The sequence below is a fragment of the Sphingobium agrisoli genome (assembly GCF_041877245.1).
Lineage (GTDB): Bacteria > Pseudomonadota > Alphaproteobacteria > Sphingomonadales > Sphingomonadaceae > Sphingobium.
On record NZ_JBHDJI010000001.1, the window covers coordinates 859,139 to 875,799 of the forward strand.

A 16,661-nucleotide genomic window follows, 5' to 3' on the forward strand; every position below is an offset into this window, starting at 1 on the left:
ATAAAAATGCCATCTCTGCTTCTTCGCCATGCGTACTGAAAGGATCGCCGCCGTGCTGCTGGCGGCCGGCATGTCGTCGCGCTTCGGCGAGGAGGACAAGCTGATGGCCGACCTGCGCGGCAAGCCGGTCGTCGCCCATACGCTGGAGACGGTGGCGTCAATGGCTTTTGCCGAACTGGTGGCGGTGGCGCGGCCGATCCGCTTCGCACCGGTGATCCATCGCAAGCTCGACCGGCGCGGCTACACGATCATCACCAACGATCGGCCGCAGGAGGGTATTTCCGGCAGCATCGTTCGGGCGGTGCGGCATGTGATGCCCGATCAGAAGATACGCGGCATCCTCATCTGCCTGGCCGACATGCCCGACGTGCCGCAGAGCCATTATAACCGCATCTGCCTGGCGGCGGAGGACATACGGTCGGTGGTGGCGAGCACCGACGGCTTCTCCTCCTCCCCGCCCGCCTTCATCGGCCGCAAGCATTTCGAGGAGTTGCTGAGCCTGAAGGGCGATCAGGGGGCGCGGGCGCTGCTGAGCCGGGGATTGCAGATCGAGACGAGCGGGGCCATCCTGCACGATATCGACACGCCCGAGGATCTGGTCGGGCGGCCGCAGATCACGCCGGGGGGATCGCCTAGCTGAGGCGGGTCGGATCGGTCAGACCGCCGCCCATTTCGCGCGCATCGGGGCCGCGGCTGATGGGCAGCGATGCCGTCTGACGCTCGATCCGGCGATGGACGACCGGTGCGTCGGGGCCGGCATGAAGCGCGTTGATCGCATCGCTATTGGCGATGTCGGCGACGGTGCGGCGCTGGTTGTGGCGGACATAATCGAGCCAGGTGGCGACATGATAGCGCTCCACCCAGAGGTCGGGTTCGCCAAGGTCGCGCAGCAGCTGCCAGCCATGCGCGCCATCGCGGCGGCGGATGCGGCGGCGTTCGGCCATGGCGGTGAGGAAGGGGACGACCGATCCCGCCGGAATGCGATATTCGATGGTGACGACGATCGGGCCGCTGCGCGGTTCGACCGGGACGGCGGTGTCGGGCTCGTGCCAGTCGCCGCGCGGATCGAGATTGTCCTCGCCCACCTGGGGCAGCGGTCGCCACAGGCCGAGCAGGGCGGCGGCGAACTGGGCCCCGGCGGCGGCATAGAGGCCGGCGGCAACGCCCTGATGCTCGGCGATCCAGCCGAACAGCCATGCGCCCAACGCCATGCCGCCGAACGCCATCATCTGGTAGAGGGCGACGGCGCGGGCGACGACCCAGCGCGGCGCGGACATCTGGACCGAGACGTTGAAGGTGGAGAGCGCCAGCACCCACCCTGCCCCGGCCATCATATAGCCAAACAGCGCCAGGGCCAGCCAGGGGCTGGCTGCGGTGAGCGCGGTGCCGAGCGCAAGGGCGAGGGCCGAGCAGCGGACGATGGTTTCGACCGAGTAGCAGGCGCGCAGCCGGCGCGAGGAAAGCGCGCCCAGCACCGCGCCAAGGCCGAACGCGCCGCTGGTGACGCCGAAGGTCAGCGCGCCGCCGCCCAGCAAATCGCGCGCGACCAGCGGCATCAGCGCCGATACCGCGCTCGCCCCGATGCCGAATGCCGCAGAGCGCAACAGCACCAGCCTGATCTTGGGTGAGGCGGCGACATAACCGACTCCGTCGAGCATGGCGAAACCGATGCGCTCGCGCGGCAGCAGCTTGGGCGGGATCGCCGGCCGCCAACGGAACAGCACAGTCAGCAATGCGACATAGCTGAAGGCGTTGGTCAGGAACGCCGCCGCCGCGCCTGCCGTCGCGACGATCACGCCGCCCAGCGCCGGGCCGATGCTGCGCGCAAGGTTGAAGCCCATGCTGTTCATCGCCACCGCGCTCGGCAGCACGGCGCGCGGCACCATGTCGCCGACCGACGCCTGCCAGGCGGGGCCGTTCACGGCCGTCGCGCAGCCGATGAGAAAGGTGAAGGCGAGCAGCAACCAGGGCGTCATCCAACCCGCCCAGGCCGTCGCGGCAAGGGTGACCGAGACCGTCAACATGGCGAGCTGGCAGGCAATCATCACCTTGCGCCGGTCGAGATTGTCGGCGACCGCGCCGGCCCAGAGCGAGAGCAGCATGATCGGCAGGGTGGTCGCGGCCGGCACCAGCGCGATCAGCAGCGGCGAGGCCGACAGCGAGGTCATCATCCATGCCGCGCCGACCGATTGGATGAGGCCGCCGAAGTTCGACGCAAGGCTCGCAAGCCAGATGGCGCGGAAGATGGGGATGGAGAAAGGCGACGGCGGCTTTTGGATCGAAGAGGCGGCGACGCTGTCCATGGGGTCGATATAGGCCCAAAGGCCGAGGGCGCAACGACGAGATTCGCGATGATTTGTACAGCGAGTTGGACAGTTGTTTGGCGGTTTTCGGATGAGTGACGTTACGGCAGGGCGGCGCGGTGACGAGACGCTTGCACTTTACGTAAACGTAAATACATTCGTCCCAGCATCCCAGGCGCCGCTTGCGTCCGATGGAGAGGGAAAAGACAATGGAAGCCTATATTTACGACGCTGTCCGAACGCCCCGTGGGCGGGGCAAGGCGGACGGATCGCTGCACGAGATCACCCCCATTCAACTGGCGACGCAGGTCCTGGAGGCGGTGCGCGACCGCAATGCGATCGACACGGCGGATGTGGACGATGTGATATTGGGCTGCGTCAGTCCGGTGGGCGAACAGGGTGCGGATATCGCGCGGGTCGCGGTGCTGAATGCCGACTATGCCCAGACCGTGCCGGGAGTGCAGATCAACCGTTTCTGCGCGTCAGGGCTGGAAGCGGTCAACATGGCAGCGGCAAAGGTCTATTCGGGCGAGGCGATGTTCGCGATCGGCGGCGGGGTCGAATCGATGAGCCGGGTGCCGATGGCGTCGGACGGCGGCGCCTGGGCGATGGACCCGGCGGTCGCCTACAAAACCTATTTCGCGCCGCAGGGCATCGGCGCGGACGTGATCGCGACCAAGTTCGGCATCAGCCGCGATGATGTGGACGCCTATGCCGTCGAGAGCCAAAATCGAGCGAAGCAGGCTTGGGACGAAGGTCGGTTCAAGAAGTCGATCGTGCCGGTGAAAGATGTGATCGGGCAAGTCGTGCTCGATCATGACGAGCATATGCGGCCCGACGCGACGATGCAGTCGCTAGGTTCGTTGAAGCCGAGCTTTGCCGCGCTGGGCGAGGAGATGCCGGGCTTCGATACCGTCGCGCTGCTGCGCTACCCGGAGCTGGAGAAGGTCAACCATGTCCACCATGCCGGCAACAGCAGCGGCATCGTCGACGGCGCGGCGGCGGTGCTGGTCGGCAACCGGGAGATGGGCGAGAAATATGGATTGAAGCCCCGCGCCCGGATCAAGGCGATGGCCTCGATCGGGTCGGAGCCGCTGATCATGCTGACCGGGCCGGAATTCGTCGCGGGCAAGCTGCTGAAGCGGGCGGGCATGAGCCAGGCCGATATCGACCTGTGGGAATTGAACGAGGCGTTCGCGTCGGTCGTGCTGCGCTACATGCAGGCGATGGAGCTGGACCATAGCAAGATCAACGTGAACGGCGGCGCGATCGCGATGGGCCATCCGCTGGGCGCGACGGGCGCGATGGTGCTGGGGACGGCGCTGGACGAGCTGGAGCGGAGCGGCAAGGGCACGGCGCTCGTCAACCTGTGCGTCGGCGCGGGCATGGGCACCGGGATTATTATCGAGCGGGTTTAAGATAAGACCCGTTCGTGCTGAGTAGGGGCTGAGCCTGTCGAAGCCCCGTATCGAAGCATCCTTCGATACGCCATTTCGACTTTGCTCAATGGCTACTCAGGACGAACGGCGGTTGGGAAAGGTAGCCTTCCAATGAACAGCATCAACTTCACCGTGGACGCAGATGGCGTCGCCACCCTCCTCATCGACGTGCCGGGCCAGTCGATGAACGTCATCGGGCCGGACCTGCTCGCTGATCTGGACGAGGCCATCACGCGCATCGCGTCGGACGAGGGCGTCAAGGGCGCGGTCATCGCGTCGGGCAAGGACAGCGGCTTCATGGCCGGCATGGACCTTAAATATTTCGGGTCGATGCTGGCGACGGGCAGTGGCGAGCGCCCTGCCCCGGCCGACATCTTCGACAAGGTGTTCGTCCTCAACCAGTTGTTCCGCCGCCTCGAAACTTGCGGCAAGCCGGTCGCTTGCGCGATCGAAGGGACGTGCGTGGGCGGCGGGTTCGAGCTGGCGCTGGCCTGCCATCGCCGTTTTGTCGGCGACAGCCCCAAGACGCAGCTTGGCCTGCCGGAAATCCTGATCGGCCTGTTCCCCGGCGGCGGCGGATCGCAGCGGCTGCCGCGCATCATGGGCGTGCAGGCGTCGTTGATGTATATGCTCCAGGGCAAGCTGTTCCGCCCGGCCGAAGCGGCGATGCTGAAGGTGGTCGACGCGGTGGTGCCGCAGGGCGCGGCGCTCGACGCCGCGCGCGAATGGGTGAAGGCTAACCCGACCGCCAACACCCAGCCCTGGGACGTGAAGGGCTTCAAGGTGCCGGGCGGCGCGGGCGGCTTCAATCCGGCCTTCGTCCAGACGATGGCGGGCGCATTGCCGATGACGTTGAAGCAGACGCAGCGGAACATGAACGCGCCCATCGCTTTGCTGTCGGCGGTCTATGAAGGCATCACCCTGCCGATGGACCGGGCGATCAGAATCGAGAGCAAATATTTCGCCAAGGTCGCCGCAGACCCGCAGGCGAGCAACATGATCCGCACCCTCTTCGTCAACAAGCAGGCCGCCGAGCGCGGCGCGCGCCGGCCGAAGGACGAGGCCAAGGCGCCGACCCGGAAGCTCGCCATGCTGGGCGCGGGCATGATGGGCGCAGGCATCGCCACCGTGGCCGCTCAGGCCGGGATGGACGTCGTGCTGTTCGACCGCGACCTCGCCTATGCCGAAAAGGGCAAGGCGCATGTCGAGGAAGTGCTGAAGAAGCGGCTGGGCAAGGGCATGACGCCCGAGAAGATGGCTGAGACGCTGGCCCGCGTGATGCCGACCACCGACTATGCGGCGCTGGCCGGCGCGGATTTCGTGATTGAGGCGGTGTTCGAGGACGTGAGCATCAAGGCCGAGGTCACGAAGAAGGTTGAGGAAGTGCTGGGGGCGGACACGATCTTCGGGTCCAACACCTCGACGCTGCCGATCACTCGCCTCGCGCAGGCTTGGTCGAAGCCGGAAAATTTCATCGGCGTCCATTTCTTCTCGCCAGTGGAAAAGATGCCGCTGGTGGAGATCATCCTGGGCGAGAAAACCGGCCCGGCGGCGATCGCCAAGGCGCTGGATTTCGTGGCGCAGATCAAGAAGACCCCGATCGTCGTGCATGACAGCCGCGGCTTCTACACCTCGCGCAGCTTCGGCACCTATGTGCAGGAAGGCGCGGAGCTGATCGGCGAAGGCGTCAACCCGGCGCTGATCGAAAATGCCGGCAAGCAGCTGGGTATGCCGACCGGGCCGCTGGCGGTGAGCGACGAGGTGTCGATCGAGCTGGGCGTCAAGATCATGACGGCGGCCAAGAAGGAGCTGGACGATGCCTATGTTCACCAGGCGTCCGACGATGTCGCGGTGAAGATGGTGGAGGCCGGGCGGCTGGGGCGCAAGAACGGCAAGGGCTGGTATGACTATCCCGAAGGCGGGAAGAAACATCTGTCTCCGATTATCGGCGAGATGTTCCCCCGCGCGCTGCATCAGCCCGATGTCGAGGCGGTGAAGGAACGGCTGCTCTATCGCCAGCTGATCGAATGCGCGCGCTGTTTCCAGGAAGGCGTTCTGGAGACGCCCGAGGATGGCGACATCGGCGCGATCTTCGGCTGGGGCTTCGCGCCCTATACCGGCGGGCCGTTCAGTCATATGGACACGGTCGGCATCGGGCAGGTTGTCGAGACGCTCGACCGGCTCGCGGCGGAGCATGGCCCGCGCTTTGCCCCGACGCAGCAGTTGCGCGACATGGCTGCGAGCGGCGCGACCTTCTATGGCAAGGCCAGCGCAAAGGCGGCGTGATCGCCCTGTAAATCGTCAGGCGACTAGGTTAGGTCTCCCCGGCATCTGCTGAGGAGACCTAATCTTTATGAGCGACAAGCCGACGGTATTGGTGACGGGCGGCGCGGGCTATATCGGAAGCCATGCGGTGCTGGCCCTCAAGGACGCCGGCTATGGCGTGGTGGTGATCGACAATCTGGTCACCGGGTTCGACTGGGCCGTGCCGGACGGCGTGCCGCTGGTGCGCGGCGACATTGCCGACCAGCCACTCGTCGAAGCGACGCTGCGCGAGCATGACGTGCGCGCGATCATGCATTTCGCAGGGTCCGTGGTGGTGCCGGAATCGGTCGAGAACCCGCTAAAATATTATCACAACAACAGCGCCAAGACCCGCGACCTGATCGAGAGCGCGGTGCGCGTCGGCGTGCCGCACTTCATCTTTTCCTCGACCGCCGCGACTTACGGCACGCCCGATGTCGAGGCGGTGCGGGAGGATACGCCGCAGCGGCCGATCAATCCCTATGGCATGTCGAAGCTGATGACCGAATATATGCTGCGCGACGTGGCGGCGGCTCACCGCATGAACTTCTGCGCGCTACGCTACTTCAACGTCGCGGGCGCGGACCCGGAGGGGCGGACGGGGCAATCGACTGCCGGCGCGACCCATCTGATCAAGGTCGCGGTGGAGGCCGCACTGGGCAAGCGGGAGAGCGTAGCCGTGTTCGGCACCGATTTCGACACGCCCGACGGGACCGGGGTGCGCGACTATATCCATGTGACCGACCTCGCCGCCGCGCATCTGCTGGCGCTGGAGGCGCTGATGGCGGAGCCGGGGCGCAGCCATCTGCTCAACTGCGGCTATGGCCGGGGCTTTTCGGTGCTGGAGGTGCTGGACGCGGTCGACCGGGTGACCAACATGCCGGTCAAGCGGGTGATGGCCGGGCGGCGCGCGGGCGATCCGGGAAAGCTGATTTCCGACAATAAAGCGATCATGGCGACCTTTCCGTGGCGGCCGCGCTTTGCCGATCTCGACCAGATCGTCGGCCATGCGCTGGCGTGGGAGCGCCAGCTTGGGGAGCGGCAATGAGCGAGGCGAGCGTCCGCGCTTTCTTCGCGGCCCACGCGCCCGACATCGCGATCATCGACCAGGGGGTGAGCACGGCGACGGTGGTGGAGGCCGCCGCCGCGCTGGGGGTCGAACCTGCGCGGATCGCCAAGACCTTGTCGCTGCGGGTAGGCGATCAGGTGGTGCTGGTCTGCGCGCGGGGCGACGCGCGGCTGTCGAACGGCAAGGCGAAGGCGGCGCTGGGCGGCAAGCCGCGGATGCTGGGCGGCGATGAGGTAGAGGCGATCACCGGGCATCCGGTTGGCGGGGTGTGTCCCTTCGGGCTGGCGTCTCCCCTGCCCGTCTATTGCGATGTGTCGTTGAAGGCGTTCGACACGGTTTTCCCGGCGGCGGGATCGCGCACTACGTCGGTCGAACTGACGCCGGAGCAGCTTGGCGTCTTGACCGGGGCGATGTGGGTGGACATCTGCACGCTTCCAGACGCGCCGGAGTAAGCCCATGCCGACCGAACATCTTTTCGCCACCGGGGCGGAGGCCGCCGCCGACCTTGCCGCGCGGATCGCCGCGATCCTGGGCGATGCCATCGCGGCGCGGGGCGTCGCGACGCTGGCCGTGTCGGGCGGGCGATCGCCCCGGCCGGTGCTGGAGGCTCTGGCGAAAGAGCCGATCGACTGGACGAAGCTGATCGTCACGCTGGTGGACGAGCGGTGGGTCGAGCCGGTGAGCGCTGACAGCAATGAGCGGCTGGTGCGCGAGACGCTGTTGCAGGGGCCGGCGGCGGCGGCGCGGTTCGTGCCGATGAAGAATGGCGCGGCCGATGCCTATGCGGGGCAACCCGAAGCGGAGGCGCGCTTCGCCGCCCTGCCCTGGCCGCTCGACATCGTTCTGCTGGGCATGGGGGATGACGGGCATACCGCTTCGCTGTTTCCCGAAGCGGCGGAGCTGGCGGAGGGGCTGTCATCCACCGCGCGCACGATCGCCGTCACGCCGCCCGCCGCGCCGCACCAGCGCCTGTCGCTGACCGCCAGCGCGATCCTCGACAGCCGGCATATCTTCCTCCAGATCGGGGGGCCGGCCAAGAAGGCGGTCTATGACCGGGCGCTGGCGGGCGGGCCAGTGGAGGAACTGCCTATCCGGCTGGCGCTGTTGCAGGATGGCGTGCCGGTGGAGGTGTGGATCAGCGAAGGATGAGTTCATCCTCCCCTACCAGGGCAGGATGCGATTAGTTGCGCACTTCATGCTTCGAGATCAAATATCGCCAGACGCCGACGGCGTTGATGACCAGCAGCGCGACATTCTGCCAGCCGATGCCTTCGCTGTTTTCGTCGAGAAATCCCCAGCCAATGAGGGCGATCGAGCTTGTCACGAAGAGGACGAAGGCCCATCCGGTGACCCGGCGGCCGAGGTTGAGTGACACGATGAGCGCGGCAAGGGTAGCTGCGCCGGCACCATAATATTGCAGGGCGGTAAGCATGGTCTGGTTCATGAACGCCCGAACGCTCGCCCAATCCGATCGTTGCCCGCACTGACATAGGTTATACAGCTTTCATGGTCGCAGAAATCGCCCCCTTCCACGCCATTGCCATCAGCCGGGAGGCGCATGCGCTGGCCGCGCAGGGGCGGTCGATCCTGCACATGGAATTCGGCCAGCCATCGACCGGCGCGCCCGCTGCCGCGATTGCGGAGGCGCACCGGGTGCTCGATACCGAGCCGATGGGCTATTGGGAGAGCGTGCCGCTAAAGGAGCGGATCGCCCGGCTCTATACCGAGCGGCATGGCGTCGCGGTCGATCCCGAACAGGTGCTGTTGACCTGCGGCGCGTCGCCGGGGCTGGTGCTGGCACTGACCAGCCTGTTCGCGCCGGGGGCAAAGGTGGCGACGGCGCGGCCGGGCTATGTCGCCTATCGCAATAATCTGAAGGCGCTCTATCTGGAGCCGGTCGAGGTCGCCTGCGGCCCGGCGGAGCGCTACCAGATCAGCGCGGACGCGCTGGCGGCGATCGATCCCGCGCCCGACGGGCTGATCATCGCCAGCCCGGCCAATCCCACCGGCACCATCATTCCGGCGGACGAGCTTGCGGCGATCGCGCGGGTCTGCGCGGAGCGTGGCATCGCCATCGTGTCGGATGAAATCTATCATGGGCTGGGCTTCGGCGAGCCGGCGCACTCAATGCTGGAGTTCACGCCCGATGCGGTGATCGTGAACAGCTTTTCCAAATATTACAGCATGGCCGGGTGGCGGTTGGGCTGGATCGTGGTGCCGCCGCGTTTGATCGACGTGGCGCGGGCGCGGATGGGCAATCTGTTCCTGACCCCGCCGGTGCTGGCGCAGCGGGCGGGGCTGGTCGCGTTCGATTGCACCGAGGAACTGGACGGGCATATCGACACCTATCGCCGCAACCGGCAGCTACTGCTCGACGCGTTGCCCGCGCTCGGCCTCCAGCGGATCGCGCCGCCCGACGGGGCCTTCTATATCTATGCCGATGTCGGGCATCTTACCAATGACAGCCTCGCCTTCTGCCAGAGGCTGCTGCGCGATACCGGGGTCGCGACCGCGCCGGGGATCGACTTCGATCCGGTCGACGGCCACCGCTTCATGCGCTTCAGCTTCGCGGTGTCGACCGACCGGGTGGAGGACGCGATCGCGCGGATGATGCCATGGTTCGCGGCAGGGACCGCGCGCGCCGGGTAACATAGCCGGATAGGTGGTGCGGGTGGTCGGGCTCGAACCGACACTCCTTGCGGAACCGGATTTTGAGTCCGGCGCGTCTACCAGTTTCACCACACCCGCAACGGTTGGGAGAGGCCAGATGGCAAAATCATCGGCCTTCGTCCAGCCGAAAATCCGCAGGTCAGCCGGACCCGCCGCGTCGCGGAGGGACGAAGGCGAGCTGGGCGAGCCGCCATAGCCGCTGTTCGTCCGCAGGCCAGTGGGCGCGCGCGTCGACCGGTTCCTGCGGGCTGCTGACGCCATGCACTTCGGCATGGATCAGCCGGCCGGTTTCGCGCAGGCGCACGTCCGCGCCGGCATAGCGTTGTTCCAGCCGGCTTTTGAGCGCCTGCGCCTCCTCCGACAATTGCGGGCTGGACAGCCCGCGCGGCGCGCCGTCGATCAGTTCGGCGGTGGAGGAGCGCAGCGCCTTCCACCCGTCATTGATGATGTCGACGGAAATCACCGCCGCCGCCACCGAATCGGCCCACCACCAGCCAAGGCCGAGGCCGACGATGCCGGCGATGCCCGCCGCGCCGGTCAGCCAGTTGGCCTTGTTCATCAGCGCGTCGGTGTGGAGCAGCTTGTCGTTCAGCGCTTCGGCGAGCGGCAGTTCCTTGCGCCCGATGATGAGCGGGGGAATGAGCGCATAAAGCTGCGCCGCCAGCATCAGCCAGCCGAGCCATATGTCCTGGCCGAAGAGGCGCACCGAACCCACGGTAGCATGTTCGGCGCGGATCAGGGTCATCGCCGAATCCCACAGCAGCAGCGCCCCGGTCGCCGCCAGCGCCACCGCGGCGAGGAAGAAGCCGAGGCCGTTCACCCGCTCGAAGCCGAAGGGGAAGCGCACCGATGCCTGCCCCCTGCGCTCCATGCGCGCGGCGACGAGGAAGGCGATCGGCGGCACGAGGCCCAGCGTATCCTCCACCCAGGCAGTCTTCATCGTCTGGCTCTGGCCCATCACCAGCCCCATCGCGACCACGATGCTGATGGTCCAGACGATGTTCCAATATTCCAGCCGCTCGGCCTTGCGGAGCGTGTCGACGATATGCGGCGGAAGGCGGTCGGCGTCGGTCATTGGCCCGCCCCTGGATCGACGACCGCGCGGGCGGCCTTTTCGACGGTCATGATCCAGCGATTTTCGCCGTTGCGCAGGACGGCATATTGATCGAGTTGGTCCTCGCCCGTTCCGCGCGTCGCGAGCGGCGGGCTGAAGGCGACCATCGTCGCCCAGGGGCTTTTGGGCGACAGGGGGGCAAGAACCATGTCGAGCCGACCTTGCCGGAGGTCGGTGAAGAGCGGTTCGGTGGCGCCGGTCCGAAGCTGCGGCCGCGCACCGGTGTCGCGCGCCAGCCGGTCGAGCAGGCGAGCCGAGGCGGCGCGGCCGAAATCCTTGGCGCCGATCGCGACCCCGACCCGGATGACATGGCGTTGCGCGATCCGTTCGCTCGTGCCCGCCGGGTCGCGCGGCAGGGCGTTGCAGGCGATCAGGAGAAGACAGGTGGCGGGCAGCAGCGCTTTCATTTCGATGCTAAAACGGTGTGAGGCGGAGCCGGGTTCCCGGCCTGGCGATCCTTCAGCCACGCATAGGCACATCGATCCTGTTCCCCGGTGAAAGTAGGGGCCCGGGAGCCCAACGCGCTGCGTCCTTGAACGCTGGACCCCGGCTTTCGCCGGGGAATAGGGCGGGTTCACTCGTCGGGCAGGCCGGGGAAAGGATTGGCCTTGAGCAGGCCCGCGAGATGGGCGGCGTTACCCGCCACCATCCTGGCGGTTTCCAGCACCTTGTCGGGTGTCTTTTCGAGATCCTTGAAGTCGGTCGACCCCATCGCCTCGCCCACCCAATAGCAGGCGGCGACGGCGGGAATGGTCCAGCCGACATCGTTGAGCGCCTGGAACATCTGCGCGGAGGCGGCATGGGCGCCATCCTCATTGCCCACGATCGCGGCGACGGCGACCTTGGACCAGCTCGGCATCCGCCCCTTGTCGTCGGTTTCGGAGAGGAAGGCGTCCATCCGCTCCAGCACGCGCTTGGCGACGCTGCCCGCCTGCCCCATCCAGATCGGCGTGCCCAAGATCAGGATGTCGGCGGCGAGGATCTTCTCGCGGATGGCGGGCCAGTCGTCGCCCTCGCCCTCGTCGGAGGTGACGCCGGGCAGGACATTGTGCGCGGCAACACGGATCGTGTCGGCGACGGTGACCCCCAGCGCCTTGAACTGCGCCGCCAGCACCGCGATCATCGCGTCGGTGGAGCTTGGTTCGCCATTCCCTCGCTTCAGGGTACAGTTGAGCGGCTGGACGGTCAGCATGGGACTCTCCTTGGAACGGGGGGCTGGCAATGGGGGAAGATCGTGCGTGCAGATGCGGCGTGAAGCGCGCGAAGCCGGCCGAAGTTCCGCCATCGTTGCGGCGGTCGCGCAGGGGCTATAGCGTGGCTTGCGTAACGATCGCGGCCCGTTATAAGGGCGGCTTCGTGCAGACATCGTTATGACCCAAGCGGAGAAGGATGATCCTTTGACCGATCCGTCTGCCACGTTCCTGCTCTTCGGCGCCACGGGCGATCTCGCCCGCCGGATGATCTTCCCCTCGCTCTACAACCTCCATGCCGACGGGCTGCTGCGCGACGACTTCCTGATCGTCGCGTCGGGGCGGTCGGAGATGGACGACGCCGCCTTCCGCGAGGATGTGGACGCGGCGTTGCAGCAGTTTCTGGGCGACCGCTATACGGCGGAGTTGGCGGAGGGCTTCCTGCCGATGATCTGCTACCAGCCGGTCGAAGCGGGCAATGCGTCGCAACTGGCGGCGCTGGCCGAACGCATCGATGGTCGCGCCGAGCGCGGCCTGTCGGTCTATCTCTCCACTCCGCCCTCGCTCTTCGCGCCGACCGCGCAGGGGTTGGCCGACGCGGGCCTTATCCGCCCCGACACGCGGATCGCGATGGAAAAGCCGATCGGCAAGGATCTCGCCTCCTCCAAATCGGTCAACGATGGCATCGGCGCGCTGTTCGACGAGAGCCAGATTTTCCGCGTCGACCATTATCTAGGCAAGGAGACGGTGCAGAACCTCCTCGCCCTGCGCTTTGGCAATGTCATGTTCGAACCGCTGTGGAACGCGACCGCGATCGACCATGTGCAAATTACCGTCGGGGAGACGGTGGGACTGGAAGGCCGCGTCTCCTATTATGACGGGGTCGGTGCGCTGCGCGACATGGTGCAGAACCACATGCTCCAGATCCTGTCGATCATCGCGATGGAGCCGCCCGCGCGCATGGACCCGACCGCCGTCCGCGACGAGAAGGTGAAGGCGCTGCGCTCGCTCCGCCCGATGACCGGCGAAACGGTCAAGACCCACAGCGTGCGCGGCCAATATACGCCGGGCGCGGTGGCGGGGCAGATCGTCACCGGCTATGCCGACGAACTGGGCCAGCCGTCCGACACCGAAACCTTCGTCGCGCTGAAGGCGCATATCGACAATTGGCGCTGGCAGGGCGTGCCCTTCTACCTGCGGACGGGCAAACGAATGCCCGCGCGCCAGTCGGAGATCGTGATCCAGTTCAAGCCGGTGCGCCACAGCATCTTCGGCCGCGACGGCCACGGGTCGGGCCTTGAACCCAACACCATGGTCATCCGCCTCCAGCCGGAGGAATATATCCGCCTTCAGATCATGTCGAAGCGGCCCGGCCTCGAACGGCAGGTGCGGCTGGAGGAAGTGACCCTCGACGTGTCGCTGACCGCCGCCTTCGCCGGGCAGCGGCGCCGCATCGCCTATGAACGGCTGATCCTGGACCTGCTGGCCGGCGACCAGACTTTGTTCGTTCGCCGCGACGAGGTGGAGGCGCAATGGACCTGGATCGACAGCATCATCGACGGGTGGAAGGACGCCAATATGAAGCCTGCCCCCTATAGTTCGGGGAACTGGGGGCCATCGTCGGCCATTGCCCTGATCGAACGCGACGGAGCAAGCTGGCATGACTGACCTTCACCCGACCATCGCCAAGGTGACGGAACGCATCATTGAGCGCAGCCGTCCGAGGCGGCGGCAATATCTGGACCTGATCGAACGCGGCCGCGACGCGGGCACCAACCGCGCGCAGCTGTCCTGCGGCAACCTCGCCCACGGCTTTGCCGCGAGCGGCGAGGACAAGGCGGCGATCCGCACCGGTCAGGCGATGAATATCGGCATCGTCACCGCCTATAATGACATGCTCTCGGCGCATCAGCCCTATGGCCGCTACCCCGAGCAGATCAAGATCGCCGCGCGCGAAGTGGGCGCGACGGCGCAGGTCGCGGGCGGCGTGCCGGCGATGTGCGACGGCGTGACTCAGGGTCAGGCGGGGATGGACCTGTCGCTCTTCTCCCGCGACACGATCGCGATGGGCACCGCCGTCGCCCTGTCGCACGCCATGTTCGAAGGCGCGCTGCTGCTCGGCATCTGCGACAAGATCGTGCCGGGGCTGTTGATCGGCGCGCTGCGCTTCGGCCATCTGCCGACGATCCTGATCCCCGCCGGGCCGATGCCATCGGGCCTCGCCAACAAGGAGAAGGTCCGCATCCGCCAGCTTTATGCGGAGGGCAAGGTCGGCCGTGAGGAATTGCTGGAGTCGGAGAGCGCCTCTTATCATGGCGCGGGCACCTGCACCTTCTACGGCACGGCGAACAGCAACCAGATGATGATGGAGATGATGGGCCTGCACATGCCCGCCGCCTCCTTCGTCAATCCCGGCACGAAGCTGCGGACCGAGCTGACCCGCGCCGCCGTGCATCGGGTGGCAAGCATCGGCTGGGATAGCGACGATTACCGGCCGCTGGGGCACTGCGTCGATGAAAAGGCGATCGTCAACGCGATGATCGGCCTCATGGCGACGGGCGGCTCCACCAACCACGCCATCCACCTGCCCGCCATCGCCCGGGCGGCGGGGATCAGCATCGATTGGACCGACCTGGCGGAGATTTCGGACGTGGTGCCGCTGCTGGCGCGGGTCTATCCCAACGGCTCGGGCGACGTGAACCATTTCCATGCGGCGGGCGGCATCAGCTATGTGATCCGCGAACTGCTCGACGCCGGGCTGCTGCACCGCGACATCCTGACCGTCGCGCGCGCCGACCTGACCGACTATGGCAAGGAGCCGGTGCTGGAGAATGAAGCACTGGTGTGGAAGGACGTGGGCGCATCGCGCGACGAGAATATGCTGCGCCCTGCCGCAAACCCGTTTCAGCCCGATGGCGGCATGAAGCTGCTCCAGGGCAATCTGGGCCGTTGCGTCATGAAGGTGAGCGCGGTCGACAAGGCGCGCTGGACGATCGAGGCGCCCGCCGCCGTCTTCCACGATCAGGACGATGTGCTGCGCGCCTTCAAGGCGGGCGAGCTGGAGCGCGACGTGGTGGTGGTGGTCCGCTTTCAGGGGCCGCGCGCCAACGGGATGCCCGAACTGCACAAGCTGACCCCGGCGCTGGGCGTGCTCCAGGATCGCGGGTTCAAGGTCGCGCTCCTGACCGATGGCCGCATGTCCGGCGCGAGCGGCAAGGTGCCCGCCGCGATCCATCTCTCCCCGGAGGCGCTGGGCGGCGGACCGATCGCCAAGCTGCGCGATGGCGACATGGTGCGGGTCTGCGCCGAGCAGGGCGTGGTCGAGGCGTTGGTGGACGCGGCGGAATGGGATGCGCGCGAGCAGCCCCCTGCCCCACCGCCGCCCTACGACACCGGTCGCGAACTCTTCGCCCTGTTCCGCCACCACAGCGACCTTGCCGAACAAGGCGCGTCGGCCATGCTGGCGGCGATGGAGAGCGAGCTTCAATAATCGCCGTCATGCCAGCGCCGGCTGGCATCTCAGGCCGCAACGCGCCGCCCGGCCTCTCGAGATCCCAGCTTTCGCTGGAATGACGACATAAGGAATGGATGCTCTGATGACCGACATCATCGCCGCCGACATCGGCGGCACCAACGCCCGCTTCGCCCGCGCGTCGCTCGACAACCGGGGCGTGCCGACGCTTGGCACCGTACGCAAATATAAGGTGGAGGATTATGCCAGCCTCCAGTCCTGCTGGGCCGCGTTCGCCGCGGACGAGGAGAAGGCGGGCGCAGGCCCGCTGCCGGACGCCGCCTCGATCGCTTTTGCGACGGCCATCGGGCGCGAGGTCATTAAGCTGACCAACAGCAACTGGGTGATCCGCGCCGATACGCTGGCGGAGGATCTGGGCGTCCGCACCGTGCGGCTGGTCAATGATTTCGAGGCGGTGGCTTTTGCCGTGTCGCGCCTGCCCGCCGAGAATCTTCCCTTGCTGTTCGGCGAGGACAGGCCCTTTCCCTATGACGGCGGCGTCACTGTGATGGGACCGGGCACGGGCCTGGGCGTCGCGATGATCGCCTATGACAATGGCGAGCCGCATGTGGTGGCGACCGAGGGCGGGCATCTCGACTTCGCGCCGCTCGACCATATCGAGGAGCGCATCCTTTCGTACCTGCGCGACAAGTTCCTGCGCGTGTCGACCGAGCGGATCGTGTCGGGGCCGGGCCTCAACTATATCTACAAGGCGCTGGCGACGATCGGGCATGAGCGGGTCGTGCTGATGGAAGATCCCGAATTATGGCAGGCGGCGCTCGACGGCAGCGACGAATTTGCCCGCCGCGCGCTGGAGCGGTTCTGCATGTGCTACGGCTCCGTCGCCGGAGACCTGGCGCTCGCCCACGGCCCGCACGCGGTGGTGCTGGCCGGTGGCCTGACCCAGCGGATGAAGGATTTTCTGGCGCAGAGCGGCTTTCACGCCCGCTTCACGGCGAAGGGCCGGTTCGAAAGCCTGATGGCGACCGTGCCGATCCGCTGCGCCATCCATGACGAAATCGGCCTGTTCGGGGCCGCAGCAGCTTTCCGGGAGAAGTGAA

15 protein-coding genes and 1 tRNA gene are annotated in these 16,661 nt (G+C 66.7%); 10 read left to right on the top strand and 6 right to left on the bottom strand.

Annotated features, from left to right (window positions below; all coding sequences use genetic code 11):
• Positions 1–28: 28 nt before the first annotated feature.
• Complete coding sequence (locus ACETPF_RS04085) at positions 29–640, top strand: nucleotidyltransferase family protein (RefSeq protein WP_373932977.1); 612 nt, start codon at positions 29–31, stop codon at positions 638–640.
• Here the strand turns inward: ACETPF_RS04085 and ACETPF_RS04090 are convergent.
• The gene (locus tag ACETPF_RS04090; protein WP_373932978.1) at positions 633–2,303 is read right to left on the bottom strand and encodes an MFS transporter; all 1,671 of its coding nucleotides are present in this window, start codon (positions 2,301–2,303) and stop codon (positions 633–635) included. The two genes, ACETPF_RS04085 and ACETPF_RS04090, sit on opposite strands and share 8 nt — an antisense overlap.
• A 209-nt stretch (positions 2,304–2,512) precedes the next feature.
• Here ACETPF_RS04090 and ACETPF_RS04095 point away from each other — a divergent pair, with 209 nt between their 5' ends.
• From ACETPF_RS04095 to pgl, 5 genes are all read left to right on the top strand, one after another.
• Positions 2,513–3,721: an acetyl-CoA C-acetyltransferase gene (locus ACETPF_RS04095; protein WP_373932979.1), complete on the top strand. Its 1,209-nt coding sequence runs from the start codon at positions 2,513–2,515 to the stop codon at positions 3,719–3,721.
• Between the two features lie 132 nt (positions 3,722–3,853).
• On the top strand, positions 3,854–6,028 hold the full coding sequence (locus ACETPF_RS04100; RefSeq protein WP_373932980.1) for a 3-hydroxyacyl-CoA dehydrogenase NAD-binding domain-containing protein: 2,175 nt from the start codon (positions 3,854–3,856) through the stop codon (positions 6,026–6,028).
• 67 nt (positions 6,029–6,095) lie between these two features.
• On the top strand, positions 6,096–7,094 hold the full coding sequence (gene galE, locus ACETPF_RS04105; protein ID WP_373932981.1) for a UDP-glucose 4-epimerase GalE: 999 nt from the start codon (positions 6,096–6,098) through the stop codon (positions 7,092–7,094).
• Positions 7,091–7,567, top strand: coding sequence for a YbaK/EbsC family protein (locus tag ACETPF_RS04110; protein WP_373932982.1), 477 nt, complete (start codon positions 7,091–7,093; stop codon positions 7,565–7,567). Before galE ends, ACETPF_RS04110 begins: the two co-directional genes overlap by 4 nt.
• Positions 7,568–7,571: 4 nt before the next feature.
• Positions 7,572–8,264, top strand: a complete 693-nt coding sequence (gene pgl, locus ACETPF_RS04115; protein ID WP_373932983.1) for a 6-phosphogluconolactonase — start codon at positions 7,572–7,574, stop codon at positions 8,262–8,264.
• 31 nt (positions 8,265–8,295) lie between these two features.
• On the opposite strand, the gene ACETPF_RS04120 is transcribed toward pgl, so the two are convergent.
• Positions 8,296–8,559 (bottom strand): hypothetical protein, encoded by a 264-nt coding sequence (locus ACETPF_RS04120; RefSeq protein WP_373932984.1) that lies wholly within the window; start codon positions 8,557–8,559, stop codon positions 8,296–8,298.
• 62 nt (positions 8,560–8,621) lie between these two features.
• Between ACETPF_RS04120 and ACETPF_RS04125 the strand changes: the two genes are divergently transcribed.
• Positions 8,622–9,764, top strand: a complete 1,143-nt coding sequence (locus ACETPF_RS04125) for a pyridoxal phosphate-dependent aminotransferase (protein WP_373932985.1) — start codon at positions 8,622–8,624, stop codon at positions 9,762–9,764.
• Positions 9,765–9,778: 14 nt separating this feature from the next.
• Here ACETPF_RS04125 and ACETPF_RS04130 read toward each other — a convergent pair.
• The 4 genes from ACETPF_RS04130 to ACETPF_RS04145 all read right to left on the bottom strand — a co-directional run bounded on the left by ACETPF_RS04130 (position 9,779) and on the right by ACETPF_RS04145 (position 12,091).
• Positions 9,779–9,863 (bottom strand) — tRNA-Leu (locus tag ACETPF_RS04130).
• 61 nt (positions 9,864–9,924) lie between these two features.
• Complete coding sequence (locus tag ACETPF_RS04135) at positions 9,925–10,860, bottom strand: cation efflux transmembrane domain-containing protein (RefSeq protein WP_373932986.1); 936 nt, start codon at positions 10,858–10,860, stop codon at positions 9,925–9,927.
• Entirely contained in the window at positions 10,857–11,306 is a 450-nt protein-coding gene (locus ACETPF_RS04140) for a transglycosylase SLT domain-containing protein (protein WP_373932987.1), read from the bottom strand. The genes ACETPF_RS04135 and ACETPF_RS04140 overlap by 4 nt, the downstream gene beginning before the upstream one ends.
• Positions 11,307–11,473: 167 nt before the next feature.
• Complete coding sequence (locus tag ACETPF_RS04145) at positions 11,474–12,091, bottom strand: flavodoxin family protein (RefSeq protein ID WP_373932988.1); 618 nt, start codon at positions 12,089–12,091, stop codon at positions 11,474–11,476.
• 205 nt (positions 12,092–12,296) lie between these two features.
• Between ACETPF_RS04145 and zwf the strand changes: the two genes are divergently transcribed.
• The 3 genes from zwf (at position 12,297) to glk (ending at position 16,660) form a co-directional block, all read left to right on the top strand.
• Positions 12,297–13,757 (top strand): glucose-6-phosphate dehydrogenase, encoded by a 1,461-nt coding sequence (gene zwf, locus ACETPF_RS04150; protein WP_373932989.1) that lies wholly within the window; start codon positions 12,297–12,299, stop codon positions 13,755–13,757.
• Positions 13,750–15,579, top strand: coding sequence for a phosphogluconate dehydratase (edd, locus tag ACETPF_RS04155; RefSeq protein ID WP_373932990.1), 1,830 nt, complete (start codon positions 13,750–13,752; stop codon positions 15,577–15,579). Before zwf ends, edd begins: the two co-directional genes overlap by 8 nt.
• 106 nt (positions 15,580–15,685) lie before the next feature.
• Positions 15,686–16,660, top strand: a complete 975-nt coding sequence (gene glk, locus ACETPF_RS04160; RefSeq protein WP_373932991.1) for a glucokinase — start codon at positions 15,686–15,688, stop codon at positions 16,658–16,660.
• Position 16,661 lies beyond the last annotated feature (1 nt).

Coding starts and splice junctions, on each gene's coding strand:
- ACETPF_RS04085 (WP_373932977.1), top strand. CDS start 29: ATGCGTACTGAAAGGATCGCCGCCGTGCTGCTGGCGGCCGGCATGTCG.
- ACETPF_RS04090 (WP_373932978.1), bottom strand. CDS start 2,303: ATGGACAGCGTCGCCGCCTCTTCGATCCAAAAGCCGCCGTCGCCTTTC.
- ACETPF_RS04095 (WP_373932979.1), top strand. CDS start 2,513: ATGGAAGCCTATATTTACGACGCTGTCCGAACGCCCCGTGGGCGGGGC.
- ACETPF_RS04100 (WP_373932980.1), top strand. CDS start 3,854: ATGAACAGCATCAACTTCACCGTGGACGCAGATGGCGTCGCCACCCTC.
- galE (WP_373932981.1), top strand. CDS start 6,096: ATGAGCGACAAGCCGACGGTATTGGTGACGGGCGGCGCGGGCTATATC.
- ACETPF_RS04110 (WP_373932982.1), top strand. CDS start 7,091: ATGAGCGAGGCGAGCGTCCGCGCTTTCTTCGCGGCCCACGCGCCCGAC.
- pgl (WP_373932983.1), top strand. CDS start 7,572: ATGCCGACCGAACATCTTTTCGCCACCGGGGCGGAGGCCGCCGCCGAC.
- ACETPF_RS04120 (WP_373932984.1), bottom strand. CDS start 8,559: ATGAACCAGACCATGCTTACCGCCCTGCAATATTATGGTGCCGGCGCA.
- ACETPF_RS04125 (WP_373932985.1), top strand. CDS start 8,622: ATGGTCGCAGAAATCGCCCCCTTCCACGCCATTGCCATCAGCCGGGAG.
- ACETPF_RS04135 (WP_373932986.1), bottom strand. CDS start 10,860: ATGACCGACGCCGACCGCCTTCCGCCGCATATCGTCGACACGCTCCGC.
- ACETPF_RS04140 (WP_373932987.1), bottom strand. CDS start 11,306: ATGAAAGCGCTGCTGCCCGCCACCTGTCTTCTCCTGATCGCCTGCAAC.
- ACETPF_RS04145 (WP_373932988.1), bottom strand. CDS start 12,091: ATGCTGACCGTCCAGCCGCTCAACTGTACCCTGAAGCGAGGGAATGGC.
- edd (WP_373932990.1), top strand. CDS start 13,750: ATGACTGACCTTCACCCGACCATCGCCAAGGTGACGGAACGCATCATT.
- glk (WP_373932991.1), top strand. CDS start 15,686: ATGACCGACATCATCGCCGCCGACATCGGCGGCACCAACGCCCGCTTC.